Source organism: Pseudogracilibacillus sp. SO10305, assembly GCF_037072005.1.
In the GTDB taxonomy this organism is placed as follows: Bacteria; Bacillota; Bacilli; order Bacillales; family Amphibacillaceae; genus Pseudogracilibacillus; species Pseudogracilibacillus intestinigallinarum.
In genome coordinates this window covers 106,020-131,186 of sequence record NZ_JAXHDE010000004.1, presented here as the reverse complement: position 1 = coordinate 131,186, position 25,167 = coordinate 106,020, and the positions used below count along the sequence as shown (strand labels likewise).

Genomic DNA, 25,167 nt, shown 5'->3' with positions numbered 1-25,167 from the left:
AAAATGGATAAAAAGATGACATTGCGCGTCGTTATTGCAACAGCATTGATATTAGTAATCGGCACGGTTGGTTGGCAAGTATTTATTACCCCAAACAGTAAGCAACTAGCTATTTCAAAAGTAGAAGCACAAGAAATTGCTGGGGAACGATATGATGGAGAAATCGTTGGGACTGAAGAATTATCAGAACAGTTTATTATAACAATCCAATCGGACTTAGGGGAATATGAAATAAAGATTTCTCGAGCGACAGGTGAAGTCGAAAGTGTAGAACAAATAAAAGCGACTGAACAACCGAAACAATTAAGTGAACAAGAAGTAGAAGAAATTGTCTTAAAAAATGCACCAGGAGAAATTAAAGAAATGTCTAAATCGACAGAAGATAAGGTAGAATATTATGATGCTGTCGTAAAAGATGCAGATGAAAAAACAATGATTGTAAAAGTGCATAGTGAGACAGGAGAAGTTGTCGAAAAAACAGAACAAAAGCCGGCGCAAACTGACAAGAAGCAACAAAATAATTCATCAAATGATAAAACAGTAGCTAAACAAGAGAAGAAAGATCAGAAGAAAGCTGAAAATCAAGAGAACAAGGAACAAAAGAAAGAGCAAAAGCAGGAAAAAAAGGAACCTGAAAAAGAAAAGAAAAAAAATATATCTGAAGCTGAAGCAATTCAAATTGCTTTAAATAGAGTAGCGGGAGAAGTAGATGATGTGGATCTCGAAAGCTCAAACGGACAATTATATTATTTTGTAGAAATTGAAACAGCAGATGATTTAGAAGCGGAAATTCAAATTCATGCAATTTCAGGAAAAATTGTAAGTATTGAATGGGATGATTGATTTTAACTTCATAATATACGATGAAAAGACTATGATGTTTTGTGTATTGGAAACATCATAGTTTTTTTGATTTTTGATCCCAATAATATAGTGGATTTGGTTCTTTTTGAAGCACCAGAAATAATAGATAATGATGATATAAGTAAAAGATATATTATTTAATGTAATGAAATGATCGATCCTATGTAAACGATAACATCCGTTATTTGATTACATAGGATATTGTGTTAGAAAGGGAGAAGTAAATGGCAATAAAAGAAACAGTACAATCAATGGAACAACATAATAATGAAGAAGGTTCAGCGTTAACGCGAACTCGACTAACTTTATTAGAAGGAATTGCTTTAATTGTCGGAACAAATATTGGAGCAGGTGTGTTAAGTTTAGCTTTCGGCACGAAGAATGCTGGCTGGCCTGTCTTATTGTTTTGGGTTATTTTAACCGGAACATTAACGACTATTATGATGTTATATGTTGCAGAAACCACTTTACGTACAAAAAAGGACTTACAGTTAAGTGGGCTTACCGAGAAGTATGTTGGAAAAATAGGTGCCTGGATTATGTTTATTTCTGTTGCGATTAACGCACTGGGTGCAATGACTGCCTATGCATCAGGGAGTGGGGAAGTATTATCAGAATTATTTCATATTCCAAATTTTGTCGGTAGTTTAATCTTTTTTATACCGGCTGCATTAGTAATTTGGTTAGGTTTAAAAACAGCGGGGGTCGCTGGAAGAGTTGTGACGATTGGAATGTTAATTTTAATTGGGATTTTAATCATTGCTTCTATTATAGGTCCGAAGTTAAAATCGGAATTTATTTTTTATACTAATTATACATATGCTATTCCAGTATTTAGTCTCGTTGTATTTTCATTTTTAGCTCAATATATTGTGCCTGAGCTTGCTAGAGGATATTCAAGTAATGGAAACAAGGATATTAAAAATTTGCCGCGTGCCATTATAATAGGAATGTTAATTACTGCTGTCCTTCTTGCTTTAGTACCACTTGCGTCCTTAGGAGTTGTTGGTCCAGATAATATTACAGAAGTAGTAACAATAGCATGGGCAGATGCGCTTGGACATTGGGCATTCTTTATAGCGAATGGATTTGCGTTAATGGCGATGTTAACATCATTTTGGGGAATTGGACAAAGCTTTATGACGAATATTGTAGATCATTTTAAGTTTCCATCAGAATGGGATAAAAAATATCGCTTAATCTCTGTAAGTATTGTGACGATTACACCGTTTGTTATCGCATATAGTGGATTAGTCGGTTTTGTAGATGCACTATCGATTGCCGGTTCATTTGCAGGGGTAGTAATGTCTATTATTCCAGTTGTTATGATAAATAAAGCAAGAAAATTAAATGAACAAGAACCAGCATGGAATTGTGGAAAATTAGCACATCCACTCATACAAGGATTAACGATTATAATTTTTATTGGTGCAGCAGCATATTCCTTATTAGGTTTACTCAATTTGCTACCAAAAGGATGGTAAATCGATATTAAAAACATTAGCTTTTAACTATAAAGTTGAAAGCTAATGTTTTTTTGTTTGTATTCTATCACGGACTTCTCATCAATCTATCATATTCCTTTCGCTATCTTCTCATTTCGATTTCGTATGATATAAATAATCCAATATTAGAGAAAGCGAGGTAACAATGATGGCACTCGAAATATTTCGTCGAAGAGAACAAAAATATTTAATAACGAGACAACAATATGAAGCACTTATTGTAGAATTATTGCCATATATGCGTTCAGATAAAAATGGTTATGAGGGTAAATATACTGTAACCTCGTTATATTTTGAAAGCCCAGATAAGACAATTTATTATGAAACGAAGAACAAATTACAATATCGTCAAAAATTGCGATTACGTGTATACGATGATGCAGATGAAAATGGCACGGCGTTTTTTGAAGTAAAACAAAAACATAAAAAGGTCGTTAACAAAAGACGCTTAACGATGAAAGTCTATGAAGCAAATCGTTATTTACATGCAAATCTTGATGAACCTTTAGGTACATATGACACATCGAATGAACAAGTAATGCGGGAAATTCATTATTTTAGGCAATTGTACCGTTTGCGACCAGAAATGATTGTAAGCTATGACAGGCATGCATTACATGGTATAGATGATCCTGATTTACGTATGACATTTGATTTTAATTTACGTAGTAGAAAGGAAGATTTATTTGTACAAAATGGTTCATATGGAGATTTCTTCATAGATCCGAATTTAGTAGTGTTAGAAGTGAAAGTGAATGATAGTGTTCCTTTATGGTTAACGAGAATCATTCAAAAAGTAAATTGTGAACAACGAAGCGCATCGAAGTTTTGCACAAGCATGGAAATGTTAGAAACAAAGAGTTTAAATATGTCAGATTTATATGATGAAGTATCAATGGTAGGAGGAGTTTAAAATGGATGTTGTAAATAATATGTTGACATCGAACGGTGCTGTAGAGGACCCGACGATAGGTAGTGTGTTTTTAGCGATGATTTTAGCGTTAGGTTTAAGTTTAATTATTACAAAGGTATACCAACTAACATTTGATGGAGAAAGATATTCTCAATCATTTGTACATACGATTATTATTATGAGTGTAGTCGTATCGGTTGTAATGAATGTCATTAGTGGGAATTCTGGTGTAGCTTTCGGATTATTTGCGATATTTTCATTAATTCGATTCAGAAGTGCTGTCACGAATGCGAAAGATATTTCCTATATATTTTTCGGATTGTCAGTTGGGATGACTTGTGGATTGTTTAAATATGATTTAGCTATTATTTTAACTGTAGTTGGTAGTGTCATTTTTTATTTACTATTTTACTTAAATTATGGTAAAGGAAAAGATACACAAATTTTAAAAGTAACAGTGCCTGAAAATTTAAACCACGAACAGTTATTAGATGATATTTTTAAACGATATACAGAAAAACATGAGTTAAGACAAGTCGAAACGACGAATTTAGGAACGATGATTTTATATACGTATGCTATTCGAAATCGTCCATCCACAAAGGATAAAGAATTACTCGATGCGATTCGTGAGCGCAACGCGAATTTAAAAGTGTCGTTAACATATATGGAAAGTGCCGACTAATGAAAGGGATGTCGATTGGATGAGGTGCCAACCGATAAAACTTCACCACCTCCACTTTCAAGAAAGCTAGAAGAGAGCTTAACTAGTTTCTAATGAAAAAAATCGGTCATGTTTATCACGAAAAGATAAACATGACCGATTTTTATTCTAATTTCGTTGAAATGATAAGAGCATCTCATAAGTTATTGTGTAGTAACTTAAAAAATGCCCTTGTTGAGCCACAAACTTAAAGGAGTTGCAGTAAAAGTTATGTACTGCAACTCCTTTTTATGTTCAAATGTTTTCTAGATTAGTTGTCTTCGATTTCTTGACGGTTTTTCTTCGTTAATTTTGATAACATTTCATACACAATTGGTACGATAATTAATGTTAATAATGTCGAACTCGTTAAACCACCGATAACCGTTACAGCTAAATCTTTCGAAATTAGACCGCCACCACCATTTCCAAGTGCAAGTGGAATTAATGCACCAATCGTCGCAATAGCTGTCATTAAAATTGGACGTAAACGTGTCATTCCACCTTCTAAAATGGCTTCGCGCATGTTCATTCCGTCTTTTTCCATTCGAATGATTCGGTCGACTAGAACGATGGCGTTCGTCACGACAATCCCGATTAACATAAGTAATCCCATTAATACAGTAACAGAAATAGTTTCACCGACAATTAATAACCCGACGAATGAACCAATTACTGTAAATGGTAATGAGAATAATACTGCAAATGGTGCTGTACCTTCTCCAAACGTAACGACGAGAATGAAATATACGATTAAAATGGCTGCAAGCATCGCCATAATTAATTGGCTAAATGTTTCTTCCATGTCTGCTGCAACACCACCGATATCATAAGTAACCCCTTTAGGAACATCTAATGATTCGATTTTTTTATCCGCATTTGAAGTTACTTTCGTAATATCGTCATTTGTAATCGTTCCACTTACAGTCCCGTAATATTCTCCTTTACTACGAGACAATGTGTTTAAAGTAGAATCCTCACGAACTTCTACAATTTCACTTAAAGGAACTGTTTCTCCCATTGCTGTTTCTACTTCTGTATCTAACAATTCATCTAACGATGTAGGATCGATATTTTTCTCAGACTGTACAAGAACCTCTAACGTATTTCCATCTGTTTGTAATGTTGTTAAAACATCTTTCGACTGATGATTGTTTAAAAGCATTGCGATTTGACCAGTCGTTAATCCAAGTTGCATTAATTCATTTTGATCTGTTTCAAGGACGTGTTCGACAAACACATCTTCTGCTGTCGTTGATACATCTTTTACATCGTCCACTTCTTGTAAAGCGTCTTCTGCTAATTGTAACGTATCATTTAATTTTGTTAAATCTTCACTGTAAAACGAATACGTAATTTCGTCTGAAGAAAATCCGCCAGATGAGAAGTCTTGGTTGATCCATTCACCAGACTGATCAATTTCAGAAACATACGCTTCAATCTCATCTCGTTGTTCTGCGAAATCTTCTGTATCCGGGTCAAAAATGACGAACATTAATCCACCATTTGTACCGCCACCCATCATCATCGACATAGGATCTGCATCGTTGTTAACAGATAGCTGGACAATATCGATATCTTCTTTTTCTAGTAAATATTGTTCTACCTCTTCAATATTTTTTAATGTTTCTTCTTCTAGCTCTCCAGTTTCAGGTGTGTAAGTTAAGTACATTACTTTTTCTTCTTCACTACCTAAGAAACTAAATCCAATTAATGGTGTTAGAGCAATACTACCAGCTAATAATAAAATAGCTATCGTAGAAGAGATGAACTTATGATTTAATGTCCAATTTAACATGTTCCGATAAGTTTTCGTGATTTTTCCATGTTCTTTATGTTTTTGCTCCGTTTTTTCAGCATACAATTTTTTCTTGAATAATGTATGGGATAGAGCAGGTACAATCGTAACTGCGACGAGTAAGGAAGCACCTAATGCAAATGCCATCGTCAAAGCAAATGGAATAAATAATTCTCCAACCATTCCACCAACGAAAATTAGTGGTGCGAATACTGCAATCGTTACAATCGTTGATGATGCAATTGGTTTAAACATTTCTAAAGTCGCTTCACGGATAAGTGCTAATCCGTTTAATTTTTCTTCTTTTAAATGAAGTCTACGATAAATATTTTCGACAACGACAATCGAGTCATCGATGACACGTCCGATTGCAACAGTAATTGCACCGAGTGTCATTAAGTTTAACGTAATCCCCATCCAATGTAGAAGTAAAAGTGCCATGAAAATAGACACTGGAATAGAAATGACACTTATGATCGTTGATTTAATATCACGTAAAAAGAGTAAAATGATGAAAACGGCAATTAATGCACCAAATACTGCTTTTTCAATCATCGTCATGACAGATTCTTCGATTGGTTCACCTTGGTCAAGGGAAACATCGATTACAAGTCCATCAATATTTTCCGTTTCTTCGTCAATTAATTCTTTCACTTCATTAACGACATCAACTGTATTTGCCTGCTGTCCTTTCATTACTTGAACAGAAATAGAATCTGCACCATTTGTACGTGAAACAGATTGTACTTTACCGACTTTTTCAAGTTTGGCAATATCACCAAGCTCGACGAAAGGAGATGGATTAGATTCAGAAGGCGTTACAGGGATAAGCATTTTTTCTAAATCTTTTACAGAATCTGCTTCCCCATCGATTGCGACAGCCTGTTCACTATCATCAAATTCATATAATCCTAGGGAAAGAGACATGTCACTAGCTTGAACAATATCTTTTACATCTTCTTCACTTAATTCGTATTGTTCTAATTTTTTCTCATCATATGTGACATACACCTCTTCAATATGTTGTCCTGTAATCGTTGCAGAAGAAACACCGTCTAATTTTTGGATTTTTGGTAAAACAATTTCTTCAACTGTGGATGTTAATTCAACGATGTCTTCTGTATCACTACTTATACTTAAAGCGACGACAGGCATCATATTCATATTTATTTCAGTTACAGTTGGTTTTTCTGCATCTTCCGGTAAATCAACATCATCTAGTGCAGAACGTAATGTACGTTTCGCTTCATCCATATCGATACCATAATCATATTCGATTTGGATACTCGACATATTTGCGTAAGAATTTGAATAGACCGCTTTTACATGATCTAAATTTTCCGCAGCTTTTTCAAGTGGGATGGATACATCATCCATGACCTGTTCTGGTGTTGCACCAGGGTATACATCACTTACCATTAAAAATGGTACTGTTATATCTGGAATCGTTTCTGTTTTCATCTTCGTCCCAGAATACATTCCGAAAAATACGATAATAAGCGTCATTAACCAGACGGCTAATTTATTTCTCGTTACAAAATTTATAAAACCTCTCAACTCGACACATCCTTTTATTGACTAATTTCTCACTGTTTCCTATAATAATGACTGACTGGTCATTTGTCAATGAAGAAGGAGCTATATAAATGGGGAAACAACAATTAATTATGGATAAAGCGTTAGAGTTATTTGGAAAACAAGGAATTAACGATACGACGGTTCAACAAATAACGAATGATTGTAATATGTCAAAGGGTGCATTTTATTTAGCGTTTAAATCAAAAGATGAACTAATTACAGCGTTAATTGACCGATTTATGATTGAATACACATCAGATGTTGACCAAATGGTCAGAAATGAAGAAAAAGAAGTATTGTTGCGACAGTTTTTCGTCTATAGCTACCATTTTTCCTTAAGACATCAACCTTTTTCAAATCTTTATATTAAAGAACAAATTCATAAATTAAACGAACAATTAATTGAAAAAATGAAATACTATAACCAATTATTAAACGAATCCTTATTTCGTTTAGTAGACCGACTATATAAACAAAAATCAGATTATGAAAAATATGAATTAGTATGGATTATTAAAGCATTCATGCAAATATATCAAAAGTTCTCTTTTGAAGAAAATGGAGAAATTGATATGGAATTATTCGTAACTTCATGTGTAGAGAAAATTGATTTAATTGCGACACATAGTGAAACTACTTTTGTAACGGAAGATTTAATGTTACAAATTAAATGGGATTACATAAAAGTGGATGAACAAATGTTAACATCGAAAATAATGGAATCGATGGAAGAAATAGAAAATCCAATTTTAGTACAATCTTTGCAATTACTACATGAACATTTAGAGAAGAAAAATTTACCTGATGCGGTCATACATGGTTTATTACAAAACATCCAGCATTCTATCGTATGTAAAGAAGTTAGGTATTTATATCAAATATATATTGACCGAGAGGGGAATAGTGGAGTTTCCTGATAATAGAAGGAAGTAAAAAAGCAGTTCACCAGACAATTTTCTAGTGAACTGCTCTTACATGTGAAGTTATGATACATATGTTTCTTTTTCTTCGATTTTCATTGTTTCAGATACTTTTTCCTTTTTCGGAATCATATTAAAGACAATATTTAATATGATTGCTGTGAAGCTCCCAGCTACAATACCATTGCTCGTTAAAATTTGGATACTTGACGGGAATTGTGCAAATAATTCTGGCGCTACTGTTACACCTAGTCCCATTCCAACAGAACATGCGATAATCATCGCATTTTCGCTTGATTCTACAATGACTCCACTTAACATTTTAATCCCTTGAGCAACAACCATACCGAACATTGCTAACATTGCTCCACCTAAAACAGCCGTCGGGATAATTGTTGTAATTGCTGCTAATTTTGGAACGAATCCTAGTACAACTAGCATTACCCCAGTAATGAAAATAACTTTACGTGATTTTACCCCAGTTATTTGCATTAAACCAACATTTTGTGAAAATGCAGTGTATGGGAAAGCGTTAAAGATTCCCCCAAATACAATGGCAATTCCTTCTGCACGATACCCACGTGTTAAATCATTTTTCTTTAAATCTCTTTCTGTCATATCACCTAATGCAAAATATACTCCAGTAGACTCTACTAATGAAACAATCGCTACTAAAATCATCGTAATAATAGCTGACCAATGGAAAGTAGGAACACCGAAATAAAATGGTACGACCATATGAACATAGGAAGCATCTTTTACATTTTGGAAATCAACTAGTCCAAAGAACGAAGCGACGATCGTTCCGATAATTAGGCCGATTAAAATCGAGATGGCACGCATAAATCCTGTTGAAAAGCGATAAATTGCAATAATCATAAACAAAGTTCCAAAAGATAATGCGATATTTGTAAATGAGCCGAAGTCAGGTGCACCTTCTCCGCCACCCATATTGTTGATCGCAACTGGAATTAATGTGATTCCGATAATCGTAACAACGCAACCAGTGACAACTGGTGGGAAAAAGCGAACGAGCTTACCAAAAAATCCACTAATTAAAATAACAAAAAGACCAGAAGTGATAATCGCACCGTACACAGCAGAAATTCCATATTCACCAGCGATATGAATAATAGGTCCGACTGCCGTAAACGTACATCCTAAAACGACTGGCAATCCTATTCCAAAAACACGGTTTTGCATTACTTGCAAAATTGTCGCAACTCCACACATTAAAATATCAATAGCAACTAAATATGTTAGTTGTTCCGCGTTTAACCCGATACTACCACCGACGATTAAGGGTACTAAAATTGCGCCAGCGTACATTGCCAGCAAATGTTGAATACTTAACGTAAATGATTTCATCGTTTATTTTACCTCTTCCGTTCTTAAAGTGACTGTTTCATTTTCTAAGGAGTCGATAACCGCTAAAGATTCGACGCGATATCCTCTTTCTTTTAGCAATTGTCCACCATCTTGGAATCCTTTTTCAATTACAATTCCAATCCCGGCAAGTGTTGCACCAGTTTGTTCTGTTAAAGAAGCTAATCCAAGTGCTGCCTGTCCATTTGCTAAGAAATCGTCGATTACTAATACAACATCATTCTCACCGATATAATCTTTTGAGATGGAAATATCGTTAGATGTTTGTTTTGTATACGAATAAACCGTAGCTGTATACAAGTTTTCTACTAATGTTAAAGATTTTCTTTTACGTGCAAAAACAACCGGTATACCAAGTTCTAACCCTGCCATAACAGAAGGTGCAATTCCGGATGATTCCAATGTTAAAACTTTTGTAATACCAGCATCTTTGAAACGTGTCGCAAATTCCTTTCCAATCGCTAACATTAACTCTGGATCGATTTGGTGATTTAAAAATGAATCTACCTTTAATACATTCCCTGGTAATACGTGTCCGTGTTCCAAAATTTTCTTATGCAAAATATCCATCGTACAAAAATCCCTCCTGAAAATATAAAAAAAGCTCAAAAACAAGCTGTACAATAGGTACAAAGAAGAGCTTGTTTTTGAACTTTATCGTCCAAACAACATATAAATGGCACGAATGAATAATCATAATCGCACTCATTTATCTTCTCTTCTCATAGTCGACTTATTTACGGCAAGTCGGTAGAAACTTGTAGGCCATATCCCTACGATTATATGAAAAAATAGAAGTTGATTGTCTTATTTTATCATTTTTAAATAGAAAGACAAGTGTTCCGACTCCTTTAAACTAAAGGAAAAATTGGCTATATAAATGACAACGGTTTCTTTATTTTTACATTTTTTAGGTAGGAATCCTATGCTATAATGAAAGGGCTATAAAGATCTAAAAAAACCATCATAAGGAGATCATGGAATGAGTAAAAGGAATTATATGTTTTTGTTTGTGTTCATCATTATGGTACTATTCCCTAAACCTGGGTCTAGTACGATACATGCTGAAGCAGCAAACTTGATAGATTCAGAAGTAAACCTCGACACATCCAGTATCTCCTTAGATGGAGACTGGTATATGTTCCAGGAACAATTATTGTCACCGGAACAAATAAAACAACGTTTAGATCGATTAGAGGGAAAAATTGTTACCATCCCCAATTCATTTGATACACATTTTGACAAAGTGAATAGCTTTGCTACATATACTAAAAGAATTGATATTCCAGAAGAGTATATTGGACGAACATTTGGGATCCATGTGCCATTCCAATATAGTGCCTATCGTTTATATGTTGATGAAAAATTAGTTGCAAGAAATGGAACGGTTGGAACAAATAGTGAGGAACATCGTGCTGAAATGGGGCCTGATACTGGATATTTTGTAGTGAACAGTCCTACAGTTTATGTTACGATGCAAGTTTCGAGTTTTGATCATATTCGTGGTGGATTTGAAAATTCTATTACGTTTGGACTTGCCTCTGTCATCAATAAAGAGTTTTATAGAACAGTTACTTGGACACTATTTTTAAATGGATCGATTTTTATTACTGGGCTATTTATGTTCATTCTTTCCATTTATCGTAGAGAAGAAAAAGCATATTTTATATTTGGTTTGTTTGCGATGTTAATTTCCGTTCGTTCGCTTTTTGCTGTTCCATTTATTTATACGTTAATGTTTTTAAATATTGATTGGGTATGGGGAACACGGTTAGAATACATATTAACATTATTAACATCGGCCTTATATGTTATTTTTCTTTGGAAATTCCACGAAAAATATTTCAATAAAAATGTCATGTATTTTATTGTTAGTGTTCATGCTGTATTAGTTTTTGTGACATTATTCACACAACCAATATTGTTCCAAGATTTATATTTTAAAGGAATGCTTTTTTCCATTCCATATTTCATTTACGTGCTCTATGTCATAATCATCAGTATTAAAAACCAATTGACGTATGCGAAATTAAATGTAGTAGGAATTATTATTATATTTATCGGTTTTTTTAATGATTATGCAGTCGGACAAAATTTGTATCAATTTTACAATTTAATGTTACCGGCAGTGATGCTTTATATTTTAATCCATGTGTATATTATGGGGCGTGATTTTGCGAAGTATAAAAACGACACATTAATATTAAATGAGCAGTTGTTAACATTGAATGCATCGCTCGACAGGAAAGTATATAAGCGAACGAAGGAATTGGAAAAAGCGAATGCACAATTAGCGAAATTAGCGTATATAGATGGATTAACAAAAGTACCAAATCGTCATGCATTGAATAGGCAAATTGAGAAAATGAAACTAGATAGTGACAATCGTTGCCTACCTATTTCTGTCATGATGTTCGATGTCGATTATTTTAAGCAATATAATGATCACTACGGCCATATAGCAGGAGATGAAGTGTTACGGCAAGTCGCTCAAGCAATGGAAAGTGCATTACCGAAGGATTGCTTTTTTGCAAGATATGGAGGAGAGGAATTCGTCATTATATTAAAAAATGCTTCTCTTGATCGCGCTATATTATTAGCGGAAAAAGTTCGCAAAAAGATTGAACGTGAACAAATTGCACATGTAAAGAGTGAGTATGAGATACTTACTATTAGTGTTGGAGTAACGACATCAACAGCACCTTTAGAAGAAACAGATGTGAATGAACTGATTCAAGAAGCTGATGAATTATTATATGTTTCTAAACGTAATGGCCGTAATCAAGTCGTTTATTAAAAGTATTTTTTATTAAGTGCATGTGGTAGCATGAATTAGTTGAAAAAAAGCGTTATGTTGCCTATGATGATGGTATGTTCATTCATGTTAAAATAAAGATGTAAATGAAATAGATGAAACCATTGTACATAATGTGTTTTTTTCCATTATGCAATGGTTTTTTATTTTCTATAAAAGGAGGAAAAATATGTTTTTTATGGAAGCGAAACGAATTGCTGTCGTTATTTTAGGTTCTTTTTTATTAGCAATTTCATTAAACTTTTTCTTAATTGAGGCAAATGTATATGCAAGTGGTTTCAGTGGGTTAGCTCAATTATTGTCGAGTATTTTCAACGACTTTTTATCGATTAATATCGGTACAGGGGTACTCTTATTAATTTTAAACGTTCCAGTCCTTATTATCGGTTGGTTTAAAATCGGAAAAGGATTTACGATATATAGTATTTTGTCAGTAATTTTTTCAACAATATTTTTAGAATTGTTGCCAATCATTTCTTTATCTGATGACATTATTTTAAATGCTGTGGCAGGTGGTGTCATCGGTGGTGCAGGTGTTGGAATATCGTTAAAACGTGGGGCGTCAACAGGTGGAATGGACATTGTTGCGATGATTTTATCTCGTTTGCAAGATAAACCAATCGGGATTTATTTTTTAATTTTAAATTCTGTCATTATTTTTGTTGCGGGAATTTTATATGAACCGGAAAACGCATTATATACAATGCTTGCGCTATATGTGACGACACTCGTTATCGATGCTATTCATACACGTCACGAAAAAGTTACTGTATTAATTGTGACACATAAGGCTGAAGAGTTGCAACGAGCGATACATAAGCAAATGGTTCGGGGGATTACGATTATACCTGCGAAAGGGGCATATTCAAAAGAAGATAAAAGCTTATTATATCTAGTTGTAACGAGATATGAATTATATGATTTAGAAAATATTATTACAGAAACAGACCCACATGCGTTTACGAATATTATTCAAACAGCTGGAATATTTGGGTTCTTCCGAAAAGAAGGGGAAACTGTAAATGATATTCAACAGACGAAATAGAAAGTAGGTACCCATTTTGAAAAAAGGAATAATAGCTCTGTTCATTGCACTAGGTGTTGGTGTAATCGTATATTTTATATATATGCAATCCTTTCAACCTAAATATCCTGGTACATGGGAACTCGTTGAAGGGGAGGATACATGTTTTGTATCTGTTGAATTTTCATCTGGACCGAAGGATTATAAAGGGACGAGTTTAAAACAGGTGGATGGAAACGAGGAAATAGCTTATCTAGGTGGATATAAAATGGTTGACGACAAGATGGTCGTAGACATTTTTAATATGGACGATATTGCACCAATTGAATTAGGGCATGAAAAAGAAGCGAGAAAATTGCTGTTAACATATGAGTGGAAAGGTACTAATTTGCAATGTACATATGAAAAACAGTCTCAATGAATAAGTTCGGAAAAAATGGCATGTATTCAACCTTAGACGAAGGAATTAATGTAAAATCAAAAAGGTTAGGACAGAGTATCCTTTCATACACGAGTTTAAAAGAGGTGGAGTATCTCGTCACGCAATTTATATTTCGTGTTACAAAAGCTGTCCTAACCTTTATATTATTTCTTCGGTAAATCTTCTACGCTGTCGATGTCCATATAGCTCGGTACAACAAACCCTTGTTGTGCACCTTCAAGGCTCGGTCCTAAATCATCAATTTGGTCATCATATTGTTCTTTGTATGAAGCGGCACCAACAGGAAGCCAAGCAATTAACATTCCATCAATTTCTCCACTTGCTACAGATTCAAATGCAATTCCCATATCTAATGGAGTTAATGTGACATCAAATCCTAAGTCTTCTAACACTAACGCAACAACATTCGTAGACGATAATTCCGTATCCCAATTGACATAAGCTAGTTCGATTTCTTCTCCATCTACTTTTTCTAACCCATCTGTCCATGCTGCAACTTTCTCTGGATGGTCTTCGATCCATTCTGCTGCTGCATCACGTGGTTCCACGTTATCATCTTCCGCAAACTTAGACATCACTTCGTTCATATCATCTACTTCCCAATAAAAATTATTTAATAATTTATATGCAGTTGGGTTCTCTTTGTCTAGTCCAAGTCTAACCATCGTATGAATATTTTCTTCTTCACCTAACGTCTTTTTAGGGTCTTCTAAAAATTTTAAATCATATTTTGTAAACATCCAATGTGGTTGCCATAATGTAACGACAATTGGTTCTTCGTTTTTAATAGCTGTTTCAAGCTCTGTTAACATGGCTGGTTCTGAACTTGGAGTTAGTGAAACATCTAAATCATAAGCATCGATGGTTTCTTGAGCGATCGTCATAGTTCCTGAACCAGGTTCAATTCCGACAATCTCTTTTATGTTTACAGCTGATTCTTCATTGCTATTTTCATTATTAGAGCAAGCAGTAAGGATCAATAACAAACACGAGAAACAAACGAACATTACTTTTTTCCATTTCATCATAAAATCCATCCTTTACTATTAGAGATAAAAATTTACGTACTGTATCATAACTGAATCGTAATAAGATAGCAATTTTACAAAAAATGCCATTCTAAACAATTAACAGTTTCTTAAAGAAAAACAAACTTTAAAAAATGAAAACATTTATACAAGTGAACATCCGTTTGTTTTATCTGTTTGAAACCTTTTTTGCTTTATTTTTTACTCTTGGAAAAACAAAAATTCTGAAAACTCAATCGATTCTTTTGACTCCGATAAAAATAAAGTCTATACTTTATTTTATAAATAATGAAGGAGAAACTTCTTTATGGTGAAGCAAAATATCGAGAAACATTTTAATCGTTTGACAAAAAAGCAGCGAATTGTTGCCAATTATGTATTACATCATCCTTCTTTCGTCAGTACACATGCAGCGAAGAAAGTTGGAGAGCGAATAGGGACGAGTGAAACGACGGTATTACGATTTTGTACGGAGATTGGATTGGAAGGATATGCACATTTGCAAAAAGAATTAACAATGTATTTATTTGAACAATCATCCAGTGCGAGTACATTAGGTAAATATTTGTCACAAGGTTTGCAAGCACAACCGACAGATAACTTATGGCAAAAGACGATTCAAAAAGATATAGAACGAATGGAAAAGATGGCCCAATTCATTTCCGCTGAAAAATTTAGCGAAGCGACAAGAAAACTTCATGAAGCAAAAGATATTTACATTATTGGAACAGATGCTTCCAAATATGCGGCGAGTTGGCTAGCGTTTATTTTGAATTTAATTCGCCCTAATGTATTTGAAATGCCATTAGAAACACATGCCAAAATTCGTACATTACAGAAGATGGATGAAAAGTCTCTCGTCATTATCATTTCACAACATCGTTACGCGAAAGAGACATTACAAATGGCCGAATGGTTACAAGGACAAAATGTTGATATGCTTGGGATTACGGATTCTAATGTGGCACCATTACATGAATTTGTTCCATTTACATTCGTATTAGAACAAGTGGAACAATCGACGATAGATTTAATGCCACTATTAACTATCTTTTTAAATGCATTAGTGTCAGGTATGACCACATATGATCCAGCATATTATGAAGCGCGAAAAATCAATTTTGATAAAATAGAACAACAATTTATTTTAAATAAATGGAGTTGAAAGAAGATGGAACAAAGTTTAGATACGTTTTTACAACCGATATTTATACATTTACATACACACCCAGAAATAAGTTGGGAAGAAAAAGAGACGACCAATTATTTAGTGAAAACATTGAAGGAAATAGGATTACAACCTATTCTTTTTGAAGGAATGACAGGCTTATATGTAGATATCGGTGAAGGGGAACCAAAAGTTGGGTTTCGAACAGATATTGATGCATTATGGCAAGAAGTAGATGGCGAATTCAAAGCAAACCATTCTTGTGGACATGATGGACATATGACAGTTGCACTCGGAATTGCAAAATTATTAAAAGAAATGGAAAAAGAATTAGATGGTGCAATTCGCATTATTTTTCAACCAGCAGAAGAAACGGGCGCTGGGGCGAAAGCCGTTATTGAAACAGAAATTATTGAACCGTTGCAATATTTATTTGGGATGCATGTTCGCCCATTAGTTGAATTAGAAAGAGGTACATGTTCGGCTTCCATTTTGCACGGTGCTGCACGATTAATCAAAGGAGAAATCAACGGTGTAGAAGCACATGGTGCAAGACCTGAGCAGGGAACGAATGCGATTGAAGTTGCTGCGGCACTCGTTACAGGAATGAAATCAATCTGGATTAGTCCGACAGAATCTGCATCTATTAAAATGACACAATTAGAAGCAGGTGGGAAATCAGCTAATATTATACCTGGAAATGCGACATTTAGTTTAGATGTAAGAGCACAAAAAAATAGTGTGATGGAAGAATTACTTCAAGCACTTGAAAGAGTCTTAAAGAGTGTCGAAGCAATGTATGAAGTGAAAATAGATATCGACATCCAATCCCAAATTGTTGCAGCAGAAGTGGATAAAGAAGCGGAACGTATTCTATATGAAGCGATACAAGCTAATGTAGGAAAAGAACATGCAGTACAACGATTAGTAACGCCGGGTGGTGAAGATTTCCATTACTATACGTATGCATACCCAAATTTGAAAGCGACGATGTTAGGGCTTGGCTGTGGAGTGACGCCGGGACTGCATCATCCTCATATGACATTTGACACTGCCTATTTAAAAACAGGGGTAATGATTATGAAAGATGCGTTAGTACGTGCGCTAGGAGAAGTGAATAAAGATGAATGATTTTGAGCTTGAATATCGGCCATTGACGACAATGGAAGAGATGGCACTCGTAAAAGAATTAGACCGAAAAATATGGGATATGGATCCAGTACCTGAACACCAAACAATTACAGCGATAAAAAATGGTGGCATTATGTTAGGAGTTTTCCATGAAGGAACCCTTATCGGTTTCAGCTATAGTTTTCCAGGATTTGAACACGGCAAAGTGTATTTATGTTCCCATATGCTAGGGATTGATCCTTTATATCAATCAAAAGGCATTGGAGAAAAAATGAAGTGGAAACAACGTGATATCGCAAAAGAAAAAGGATATGACGTGATGAAATGGACATATGATCCATTAGAGACGAAAAACGGTAAATTAAACTTAACGAAATTAAATGCTATTTGCCATACGTACGTTGAAAATTGCTACGGAAATATGACAGATAAACTAAATAAAGGATTGCCTTCTGATCGTTTTGAAGTAGAGTGGCATTTAAATAGTAATTATGTAACAGAAAAAGAGCAAATCGAAGTAAAGAATGCAACACCATTAAATGCGATTAGTTGGAATGAGGCGAATCAAGCAGTTTGTCAACCATTAAATGATGTAACAGAAACGGTAGAGATGTACAGTCTCCATGTACCGAAGGATTTTCAGTCCTTGAAGAAGCATGATAAGGAACTGGCACTTGAATGGCGATTAAAAACGAGGCATCTATTTCAAACATTATTTGCCAATGGATATACTGCAGTAGATATTGAAGTGAAAGAACAAATGAGCACTTATTATTTTGTGAAAAAAGTTCAATTACAAATAGAAGGAGTATAAACGATGATGAATATTTCAGAAATTACAATTAGACATGTACAAATGGAGATGAAGTCCCCTTTTACAACAAGCTTTGGGACATTTAAAATGCGTGATTTTCTCTTATTAGAGGCAAAAGATCAAGATGGTACGATTGGTTGGGGAGAATCTGTTGCATTCCATTCTCCTTGGTATAACGAAGAAACATTAAAAACGAATTGGCATATGTTGGAGGATTATTTAATTCCATTAATTTTGCACAAAGATATAGAACATCCAGATGAAGTGAGTGAAATTTTTTCTCATATTCGTAAAAATAACATGGCTAAATCGACGATCGAAGGGGCAATTTGGGATATTTATGCCCAAAAAACAAATCAATCCCTTGCTAATGCATTAGGTGGAGATAAAGAAAAAATTGAGGTCGGTATAAGCATTGGTATTCAAAATTCTATTGAAGAACTCGTAGACTTGGTAGATGGTTATGTGAAAGAAGGATATAAGCGAATTAAAGTAAAAATTAAGCCAGGTTGGGATGTAGAAGTGATGCGCACATTGCGTGAAACATTCCCAGATGTTCAAATAATGGCGGATGCTAACTCCGCATATACGCTGGACGATATAGACTTATTAAAACAATTAGATGCATTTGATTTAATGATGATTGAACAACCACTTGCATCAGATGATATCGTTGATCATGCGACATTACAACAACATCTTCAAACGCCTATTTGTTTAGATGAAAGTATTCATTCTTTAGAAGATACGCGTAAGGCAGTTGAATTAGGTAGCACGAAAATTATTAATATAAAAATTGGACGTGTTGGTGGATTAACAGAAGCAAAGAAAATTCATGATTACTGTATGGAAAAAGAAATCCCTGTTTGGTGTGGTGGCATGTTGGAGTCTGGAATTGGACGAGCGCATAATGTTGCGTTAACAACATTAGCAAATTTCACTCTGCCAGGAGATACAGCAGGTTCTAGTCGTTATTGGGAAAAAGATGTCATTAAGCCTGAAGTCGTTTCAGAAAATGGGTATATTCATGTTCCAAAAACAGCAGGAATCGGATACGAAATCGATCGTGAAGCAATTGATTCTTATACAGTCGATAAAAAGTCATATGTATAATCGTATACATAATTAGGAGGAACATGTGTGAAGAAGAGTATAGAGATAGGGAGTGCATTTGTCGGGTTAATTGTCGGTGCGGGATTTGCTTCTGGTCAGGAAGTAATGCAATATTTTACTAGTTTTGGTATGTGGGGAATCGCTGGAGGTCTTTTAGCAATGGCATTATTTATGTTTATGGGTTATTCCATTGCACAAATTGGGTCAGACCTCCAATCTGTTTCCCATAAAAGCGTCATATATCATATCGGAGGGAAGTATGTTGGCTTAATACTTGATGTACTTATAACCTTCTTTATGTTTGGTGTGGCGACCGTTATGTTTGCTGGAGCGAGTTCTACATTTGAACAAGCATTCGGTCTTAATGGTGTAATCGGTACAATAGTGATGATTATTTTAACGATTGGAACACTATTGTTAAATACACAAAAAATTATTCGTATTATTGCTGCGGTAACACCTTATTTAATTGCGATTATTTTCGTTATATTAATTTATTCTATTTTTACGATGGATATTACGATATCTGAAGCAGATACACTAGCGAAAGCACAACCTTCTGCTGCACCTAATTGGGTTGTCGGTGCATTTTTATATGTATCTTACAATTTAGCAGCTGGTGTCGCATTATTAATCGTCATGAGTGGTGCAACGAAAGATCGTAATGTCGCTGGTATGGGTGGTATTATTGGAGGATTTATTTCAGGTGTATTAATCATTTTAATCCATTTCGGAATGTTTGTAAAAGTGGATGCAATTCAAGGACTTGATATGCCGACGCTAGAAATTGCGAATCAAGTACATCCGTTTGTTGGTGTGTTACTAGCAATTGCCTTACTCGGTATGATGTACAATACAGCAGTTGGAATGCTTTATACGTTTACTGTTCGTTTTATTGAACCATCTAGTAAGTCGTTTAAAGTCGCAGTTACAATTGTTGGTTTACTAGGATTTGTCGCTAGCTTTGTTGGATTTACAACTTTAGTAGGAAAAGTGTATGCAACGATGGGGTACATCGGTTTTGCGTTAATGATTGCAATTGTGCTTACTTGGATCAAGGGACGTAAATCACAGCATGTTTCATAATTTTACTCTTCGGGTATAGCATAATATAGAAGGAGAGATGTACAAATGAGTGAAGAAGTAAACAAAAACAAAGTAGACGGAAAATTCGATCAAGTAAAAGGTGAAGCTAAAAAAGCCTATGGAAAAGTAACAGATGATACAGGAGCAAAAATTAAAGGTGAAGTAGACAAAGCAAAAGGAAAAGCGAAAGAAAAACTTGGCGATATTCAAGACAAGTTTAAAGATGAGAAATAAGTATCGTTTTCTTTACAAAGGAACCTTAGTAAATTAATTTTTACTAAGGTTCTTTTTGTTTGAGGGAAAAATATCAAAAAATTAACTAACTTATTATGTTGCAAATAAAACAATCAATTATATTAGATGTTATTTTATGTGTTTTAATAATGATGAAAAGTTATTGAATTTTTTTATCATTAGAATACTACACAAAAAATCTTTATTTTGTTGCTTTTACTTTTGTTTTTGTGGTATTATTACTGTATAGAAAATGGAAACGCTATCAGTTGGAGGGATGTAAATGAATCGAAAAGCTTTTAAAATGAAGGTTTATAAACAATATCATGAAGAATATAAAAAAAGACATGATGAATTATGGTCAGAAATGTTAAAAATGTTAAGAGATAAAGGACTTATTTCGTATTCGATTTTTTTAGATGAAGAAACTAGTGTGTTATTTGGATATGTAGAGTACAAAGATGAAATGCAATGGAATTCAATCCCTGATGAAGAAATAAATCGTAAATGGTGGGATTATATGGCAGATATAATGGATACGAATGACGATAATAGTCCTATAACAAAAGATTTATTAGAAGTATTTCACATAGAAGAGGAGTAAAGTTCATGTCAGAGCAACAGATACAGAAACGTTTTGCAGCCAAAAATGTAACGGGCTGGAAGGCAACAATTGCGGTAGCTATGGCGAACTATATTGAAGCAGGTTCAATTATTGCAGCTGCAAGTAGTTTAACTTTGTGGCAAGCATATTTAAACATTGATAGTGTCGGAGTGGGTTTATTAAGTGCATTAAGTGCTAATGCTTTAGGAGCTGCAATAGGGGCTTTGATTGGTGGACCATTAACTGATAAATATGGGCGTAAAGTGATATTTAGTTATGATTTAGTTGTTTATATGTTAGGTATATTATTCATTGTATTTGCATTTAATTTTCCTATGTTATTAATAGGGACGATTATAACGGGTGTAGCTGTTGGAGCTGGTGTTCCAGTTTCTTGGACGTATATTGCTGAGGAATCACCCGATAAAGAGCGTGCAAAGTTTGTTGGCTCTGCCCAATTAGCATGGTCAATTGGGCCAGCTGTAACTTTTGCCTTGGCAGTTTTAGTTTCACCCTTAGGGTTATTAGGATCGAGATTGATATTTGCGCACTTATTTATTATTGCTGGTATTGCACTATACATTAGAAGGGGTTTACCAGAGTCCAAAATATGGGAAGAGAGACAAAAAGAAAAAAAGATAAAACAAACTGAGAAAAAGTCATTAAAAGAGTTGTTGAAATTAAAACCAAATAGAGAAGCTATTATTTTACTGTTAGGAATATATTTATTCTGGAATTTAACAGCTGGTGCAACAGGTTATTTTATGCCTTACATTTATGAAAATGTAGGGGGGCTGACAAATCAACAAGCGAATTTATTGCAGTCGATTTTATGGGTTTTTACTGTATTAACAACATATTTTATCTTTATGAAATTAGGAGATAAAGTAAGTAGAAGATTATTATTCGTAATAGGCGGAATTGCTGGAACAGTTGGATGGATTATCTTAACATTTTTCCCAATGACATGGTGGACGCTCATTGCATTTGTATTTTTGTGGGGTTCTTCAGCAGGAATTGGTGCTCAAGCGTTTTATGCATTATGGACAAGTGAGTTGTTTTCAACAGACTATCGTGCATCAGCACAAGGCATTATGTATTTTACCGTAAGAACAGGTATTGCACTTTGGTCGCTTGTATTACCAACAATTATGCTTACATTAGGATTCAAAGTTGCTGGAACTGTGATGGTTGTATTTTTAGTAATTCATGTAATTATAGGATTTATAATGGCCCCCGATACACAAGGGAAATCTTTAAAAGAAATTGAAACAGAAAGATATGGTCAGATCTAGAGTATGATAAAGATAAAAATTGAGGGATGTATTTATGAAAAAAGTAGTATTATCAGTTGATATTGGTGCTTCCAGTGGGAGAGTAATCGTAAGTGATTTAAATAACAATAAAATTCAACTAGAAGAAATACATCGATTTGATAATGGTATTAGTTTGAAGGGAAATTATTACTGTTGGAATATTAAACGCATTTTTCAAGAGATTAAAATTGGGATGAAAAAAGCTTTTGATAGTGGTTATGAACCAATAAGTTTAGGAATTGATACATGGGCAGTAGATTTTGTGTTATTAGATGAGCATGATCTTCCAGTAACTGATTTTGTATCTTATCGAGATGGCAGAGTGTCTGGGATGTTTCAAAATGTTGAAAAAGTCATTTCAAAAGAAAAGCTATATAGTTTAACAGGAATTCAATTTCAGGAGTTTAATACGGTTTATCAATTATTAGCCTTGAAAGAGCAAGAGCCTGTTCAATGGCAAAAAGCCAAAACATTTTTAATGATTCCAGACTACCTACATTTTTTATTAACTGGTAAGAAAACAAATGAGTATACAAATGCTAGTTCCACACAACTATTAAATGCCCGTACTAGAAATTGGGATGATGAATTAATTGATAAACTTGGATTGAAACGCGAGTTATTTCAAGAGGTTTATCAACCAGGTTCTAATATAGGTACATTGAAAGATGAATTGGTTGAAGAATTAGGATTTGATGTTCAAGTTATATTACCTGCGACACATGATACGGGTTCAGCAATTGTTTCATTGCCGACAAATGAAGATACTATTTATATTAGTTCAGGTACATGGTCTTTAATAGGTGTAGAAAATAGTAGTTCAAACTGTACAAGGAAAGCTATGGAGTACAACTTTACTAATGAAGGTGGTGTATTTTCAACCTATCGTTTCTTGAAAAATGTAATGGGATTATGGATTATTCAAGAAGCAAAGAAGTTATTTGATGTTGATTATACCTTTGAGGATTTAGCTAATATGGCGAAAAAATCATCAATACAATCAGTTGTTGACGTAGATGATGTTAGGTTTTTAAATCCGGAAAATATGATAGAAGAAATTCAATCATATTGTAAGGAAACAAATCAAAAGATACCTGAAACGCCAGGAGAAATAGCTTATACAGTTTTTAGTAGTTTAACAAAAAGTTATTTGAAATCTATTGAGCAAATAGAAGAGTTGCAAAATAAGAAGTATTCTACCATCCACATAATTGGCGGGGGTTCGAAAAATAAATTATTAAACAAGATGTTAGCGGAAGAGTCAGAAAGGAAAGTTTTTGCTGGACCTTCTGAAGCCACTGCAATTGGGAATAGTATTATTCAGTTTTTATCATTAAATCAAATAGAAACATTACAAGAAGCTAGAGAAATAGTGAGAAGATCTATTGTATTAGAAGAATATTAACATGTATAAGGAGGAATAGGAATGTCAGTAAAACAGAATTATGAGGTAGCAAAGCAATTTTATGAAAAATGGGGAGTAGATGTTGACGGAGCTTTGGAACAATTAAAGAAAGTTCCTATTTCGATTCATTGTTGGCAAGGCGATGATATCGGTGGATTTGAAGTAGAAGAAAGAGAATTATCAGGTGGTATTGATGTAACAGGAAATTATCCTGGAAAAGCTGAAACACCTGAACAATTAAGAGAGGATTTAGAGAAGGCGCTTTCTTTAATACCGGGGAAACATCGCGTAAACTTACATGCAATTTATGCGGAAACGAATGGTGAAATAGTTGATCGCGACGAATTAAAACCGGAGCATTTTGAAAATTGGGTAGCATGGGCAAAAAAACATGAATTAGGATTAGACTTTAATCCGACATTTTTCTCACATCCGCTATCTGAGGAAGGATTAACATTAGCGCATCCGAATGAAGAAATACGTAATTTCTGGATTCGTCATGGTATTGCTTCAAGGGAAATAGGGGAGTATTTTGGGAGAGAATTAGGCACTTCAACATTAACAAATTTTTGGATGCCTGATGGATATAAAGACATTCCAAGTGATCGGTTAACACCTAGAATTCGATTGAAAGAATCATTAGATAAAATATTCGAAAAAGAAATAGATGCAAAGTACAATGTTGACGCAGTAGAGAGTAAGTTATTTGGAATTGGATCAGAGGCATTCGTTGTTGGGTCACATGAGTTTTATTTAGGATATGCATTAAAAAATAATAAGTTATGTTTACTAGATACAGGCCATTATCATCCAACGGAAGTAGTATCAAACAAAATTTCAGCTATGTTACTTTATTCTGATGAGTTAGCACTACATGTATCACGTCCAGTTCGTTGGGATAGTGATCATGTAATCACATTAGATGATGAATTAAAAGAAGTAGGATTAGAAATTGTGCGCAATAATGCATTAGATAAAGTGAGAATTGGCTTAGATTTCTTTGATGCAAGTATTAATAGAGTGGCAGCTTGGACAATTGGTACTAGGAATATGGTTAAATCTTTGTTAAATGCCTTATTATTACCACATGATCATTTAAAGAAATTACAGGATGAAGGTAATTTTACTGACCGTTTAGCATTGATGGAAGAATTTAAAACATATCCGTTTGGATTTATTTGGGATTATTACTGTGAAATCTCAGGTGTTCCAACTGGAGAGGATTGGTTAGAAGAAGTTAAGCAGTATGAAAAAGATGTTTTATGCAAACGTAATGGATAGTTTGAAAAGGAATAATAATATAATGAGAGAGGGAGAATA

At 34.2% G+C, this 25,167-nt stretch carries 22 protein-coding genes and 1 riboswitch; of the genes, 18 read left to right on the top strand and 4 right to left on the bottom strand.

What is annotated here, in order from left to right; translation table 11 throughout:
• Positions 1-3 precede the first annotated feature (3 nt).
• The 4 genes from SPD45_RS05620 (at position 4) to SPD45_RS05605 (ending at position 3,967) form a co-directional block, all read left to right on the top strand.
• Positions 4-843 carry a PepSY domain-containing protein gene (locus SPD45_RS05620; protein ID WP_336266752.1) on the top strand — a complete coding sequence of 280 codons (840 nt, stop codon included), beginning with the start codon at positions 4-6 and terminating at the stop codon, positions 841-843.
• Between the two features lie 245 nt (positions 844-1,088).
• Positions 1,089-2,348 (top strand): amino acid permease, encoded by a 1,260-nt coding sequence (locus SPD45_RS05615; RefSeq protein ID WP_336266751.1) that lies wholly within the window; start codon positions 1,089-1,091, stop codon positions 2,346-2,348.
• Between the two features lie 169 nt (positions 2,349-2,517).
• Entirely contained in the window at positions 2,518-3,282 is a 765-nt protein-coding gene (locus SPD45_RS05610; RefSeq protein WP_336266750.1) for a polyphosphate polymerase domain-containing protein, read from the top strand.
• A 1-nt stretch (position 3,283) separates the two neighbouring features.
• Positions 3,284-3,967: a DUF4956 domain-containing protein gene (locus SPD45_RS05605; protein WP_336266749.1), complete on the top strand. Its 684-nt coding sequence runs from the start codon at positions 3,284-3,286 to the stop codon at positions 3,965-3,967.
• Positions 3,968-4,256: 289 nt separating this feature from the next.
• On the opposite strand, the gene SPD45_RS05600 is transcribed toward SPD45_RS05605, so the two are convergent.
• Entirely contained in the window at positions 4,257-7,340 is a 3,084-nt protein-coding gene (locus tag SPD45_RS05600; protein ID WP_336266748.1) for an efflux RND transporter permease subunit, read from the bottom strand.
• A gap of 89 nt (positions 7,341-7,429) precedes the next feature.
• On the opposite strand from SPD45_RS05600, the gene SPD45_RS05595 reads away from it, so the two are divergent.
• Entirely contained in the window at positions 7,430-8,278 is an 849-nt protein-coding gene (locus SPD45_RS05595) for a TetR/AcrR family transcriptional regulator (protein ID WP_336266747.1), read from the top strand.
• Positions 8,279-8,344: 66 nt separating this feature from the next.
• Here the strand turns inward: SPD45_RS05595 and SPD45_RS05590 are convergent, their stop codons facing one another.
• Together SPD45_RS05590 and SPD45_RS05585 are read right to left on the bottom strand one after the other, a co-directional pair.
• Positions 8,345-9,649 carry a nucleobase:cation symporter-2 family protein gene (locus tag SPD45_RS05590; protein ID WP_336266746.1) on the bottom strand — a complete coding sequence of 435 codons (1,305 nt, stop codon included), beginning with the start codon at positions 9,647-9,649 and terminating at the stop codon, positions 8,345-8,347.
• A 3-nt stretch (positions 9,650-9,652) separates the two neighbouring features.
• A complete protein-coding gene (locus SPD45_RS05585) occupies positions 9,653-10,237 on the bottom strand; it encodes a xanthine phosphoribosyltransferase (RefSeq protein ID WP_336266745.1) in 585 nt (194 codons plus the stop codon).
• Between the two features lie 135 nt (positions 10,238-10,372).
• Positions 10,373-10,474: riboswitch (purine riboswitch) on the bottom strand.
• Positions 10,475-10,649: 175 nt separating this feature from the next.
• Between SPD45_RS05585 and SPD45_RS05580 the strand changes: the two genes are divergently transcribed.
• The 3 genes from SPD45_RS05580 (at position 10,650) to SPD45_RS05570 (ending at position 13,927) form a co-directional block, all read left to right on the top strand.
• Positions 10,650-12,464 carry a sensor domain-containing diguanylate cyclase gene (locus tag SPD45_RS05580; protein ID WP_336266744.1) on the top strand — a complete coding sequence of 605 codons (1,815 nt, stop codon included), beginning with the start codon at positions 10,650-10,652 and terminating at the stop codon, positions 12,462-12,464.
• Between the two features lie 187 nt (positions 12,465-12,651).
• Positions 12,652-13,527, top strand: coding sequence for a YitT family protein (locus SPD45_RS05575; protein WP_336266743.1), 876 nt, complete (start codon positions 12,652-12,654; stop codon positions 13,525-13,527).
• A 16-nt stretch (positions 13,528-13,543) separates the two neighbouring features.
• Positions 13,544-13,927 (top strand): hypothetical protein, encoded by a 384-nt coding sequence (locus tag SPD45_RS05570; protein WP_336266742.1) that lies wholly within the window; start codon positions 13,544-13,546, stop codon positions 13,925-13,927.
• 164 nt (positions 13,928-14,091) lie between these two features.
• Here the strand turns inward: SPD45_RS05570 and SPD45_RS05565 are convergent, their stop codons facing one another.
• Positions 14,092-14,976 carry a glycine betaine ABC transporter substrate-binding protein gene (locus SPD45_RS05565; RefSeq protein ID WP_336266741.1) on the bottom strand — a complete coding sequence of 295 codons (885 nt, stop codon included), beginning with the start codon at positions 14,974-14,976 and terminating at the stop codon, positions 14,092-14,094.
• A 307-nt stretch (positions 14,977-15,283) separates the two neighbouring features.
• Between SPD45_RS05565 and SPD45_RS05560 the strand changes: the two genes are divergently transcribed.
• The 10 genes from SPD45_RS05560 (at position 15,284) to rhaA (ending at position 25,128) form a co-directional block, all read left to right on the top strand.
• Positions 15,284-16,141, top strand: a complete 858-nt coding sequence (locus SPD45_RS05560) for a MurR/RpiR family transcriptional regulator (RefSeq protein WP_336266740.1) — start codon at positions 15,284-15,286, stop codon at positions 16,139-16,141.
• 6 nt (positions 16,142-16,147) lie between these two features.
• Positions 16,148-17,275 carry an amidohydrolase gene (locus tag SPD45_RS05555; RefSeq protein WP_336266739.1) on the top strand — a complete coding sequence of 376 codons (1,128 nt, stop codon included), beginning with the start codon at positions 16,148-16,150 and terminating at the stop codon, positions 17,273-17,275.
• On the top strand, positions 17,268-18,089 hold the full coding sequence (locus tag SPD45_RS05550; protein ID WP_336266738.1) for a GNAT family N-acetyltransferase: 822 nt from the start codon (positions 17,268-17,270) through the stop codon (positions 18,087-18,089). Before SPD45_RS05555 ends, SPD45_RS05550 begins: the two co-directional genes overlap by 8 nt.
• Positions 18,090-18,095: 6 nt before the next feature.
• Positions 18,096-19,202 (top strand): o-succinylbenzoate synthase, encoded by a 1,107-nt coding sequence (menC, locus tag SPD45_RS05545; RefSeq protein ID WP_336266772.1) that lies wholly within the window; start codon positions 18,096-18,098, stop codon positions 19,200-19,202.
• 27 nt (positions 19,203-19,229) lie between these two features.
• Positions 19,230-20,288: a YkvI family membrane protein gene (locus SPD45_RS05540; RefSeq protein WP_336266737.1), complete on the top strand. Its 1,059-nt coding sequence runs from the start codon at positions 19,230-19,232 to the stop codon at positions 20,286-20,288.
• 45 nt (positions 20,289-20,333) lie between these two features.
• A complete protein-coding gene (locus SPD45_RS05535; protein ID WP_336266736.1) occupies positions 20,334-20,522 on the top strand; it encodes a CsbD family protein in 189 nt (62 codons plus the stop codon).
• A gap of 283 nt (positions 20,523-20,805) precedes the next feature.
• Positions 20,806-21,126 (top strand): L-rhamnose mutarotase, encoded by a 321-nt coding sequence (gene rhaM / locus SPD45_RS05530; RefSeq protein ID WP_336266735.1) that lies wholly within the window; start codon positions 20,806-20,808, stop codon positions 21,124-21,126.
• Positions 21,127-21,131: 5 nt separating this feature from the next.
• A complete protein-coding gene (locus SPD45_RS05525; RefSeq protein ID WP_336266734.1) occupies positions 21,132-22,421 on the top strand; it encodes an MFS transporter in 1,290 nt (429 codons plus the stop codon).
• Between the two features lie 34 nt (positions 22,422-22,455).
• Positions 22,456-23,847: a rhamnulokinase gene (gene rhaB / locus SPD45_RS05520; protein ID WP_336266733.1), complete on the top strand. Its 1,392-nt coding sequence runs from the start codon at positions 22,456-22,458 to the stop codon at positions 23,845-23,847.
• Between the two features lie 21 nt (positions 23,848-23,868).
• Positions 23,869-25,128, top strand: a complete 1,260-nt coding sequence (gene rhaA, locus SPD45_RS05515; RefSeq protein WP_336266732.1) for an L-rhamnose isomerase — start codon at positions 23,869-23,871, stop codon at positions 25,126-25,128.
• Positions 25,129-25,167 lie beyond the last annotated feature (39 nt).

Excerpts from the sequence above, each read along its gene's own strand:
- SPD45_RS05620 (WP_336266752.1), top strand. The coding sequence starts at position 4 with ATGGATAAAAAGATGACATTGCGCGTCGTTATTGCAACAGCATTGATA.
- SPD45_RS05615 (WP_336266751.1), top strand. The coding sequence starts at position 1,089 with ATGGCAATAAAAGAAACAGTACAATCAATGGAACAACATAATAATGAA.
- SPD45_RS05610 (WP_336266750.1), top strand. The coding sequence starts at position 2,518 with ATGGCACTCGAAATATTTCGTCGAAGAGAACAAAAATATTTAATAACG.
- SPD45_RS05605 (WP_336266749.1), top strand. The coding sequence starts at position 3,284 with ATGGATGTTGTAAATAATATGTTGACATCGAACGGTGCTGTAGAGGAC.
- SPD45_RS05595 (WP_336266747.1), top strand. The coding sequence starts at position 7,430 with ATGGGGAAACAACAATTAATTATGGATAAAGCGTTAGAGTTATTTGGA.
- SPD45_RS05590 (WP_336266746.1), bottom strand. The coding sequence starts at position 9,649 with ATGAAATCATTTACGTTAAGTATTCAACATTTGCTGGCAATGTACGCT.
- SPD45_RS05585 (WP_336266745.1), bottom strand. The coding sequence starts at position 10,237 with ATGGATATTTTGCATAAGAAAATTTTGGAACACGGACACGTATTACCA.
- SPD45_RS05580 (WP_336266744.1), top strand. The coding sequence starts at position 10,650 with ATGAGTAAAAGGAATTATATGTTTTTGTTTGTGTTCATCATTATGGTA.
- SPD45_RS05575 (WP_336266743.1), top strand. The coding sequence starts at position 12,652 with ATGTTTTTTATGGAAGCGAAACGAATTGCTGTCGTTATTTTAGGTTCT.
- SPD45_RS05565 (WP_336266741.1), bottom strand. The coding sequence starts at position 14,976 with ATGATGAAATGGAAAAAAGTAATGTTCGTTTGTTTCTCGTGTTTGTTA.
- SPD45_RS05560 (WP_336266740.1), top strand. The coding sequence starts at position 15,284 with ATGGTGAAGCAAAATATCGAGAAACATTTTAATCGTTTGACAAAAAAG.
- SPD45_RS05555 (WP_336266739.1), top strand. The coding sequence starts at position 16,148 with ATGGAACAAAGTTTAGATACGTTTTTACAACCGATATTTATACATTTA.
- SPD45_RS05550 (WP_336266738.1), top strand. The coding sequence starts at position 17,268 with ATGAATGATTTTGAGCTTGAATATCGGCCATTGACGACAATGGAAGAG.
- menC (WP_336266772.1), top strand. The coding sequence starts at position 18,096 with ATGAATATTTCAGAAATTACAATTAGACATGTACAAATGGAGATGAAG.
- SPD45_RS05535 (WP_336266736.1), top strand. The coding sequence starts at position 20,334 with ATGAGTGAAGAAGTAAACAAAAACAAAGTAGACGGAAAATTCGATCAA.
- rhaM (WP_336266735.1), top strand. The coding sequence starts at position 20,806 with ATGAATCGAAAAGCTTTTAAAATGAAGGTTTATAAACAATATCATGAA.
- SPD45_RS05525 (WP_336266734.1), top strand. The coding sequence starts at position 21,132 with ATGTCAGAGCAACAGATACAGAAACGTTTTGCAGCCAAAAATGTAACG.
- rhaB (WP_336266733.1), top strand. The coding sequence starts at position 22,456 with ATGAAAAAAGTAGTATTATCAGTTGATATTGGTGCTTCCAGTGGGAGA.
- rhaA (WP_336266732.1), top strand. The coding sequence starts at position 23,869 with ATGTCAGTAAAACAGAATTATGAGGTAGCAAAGCAATTTTATGAAAAA.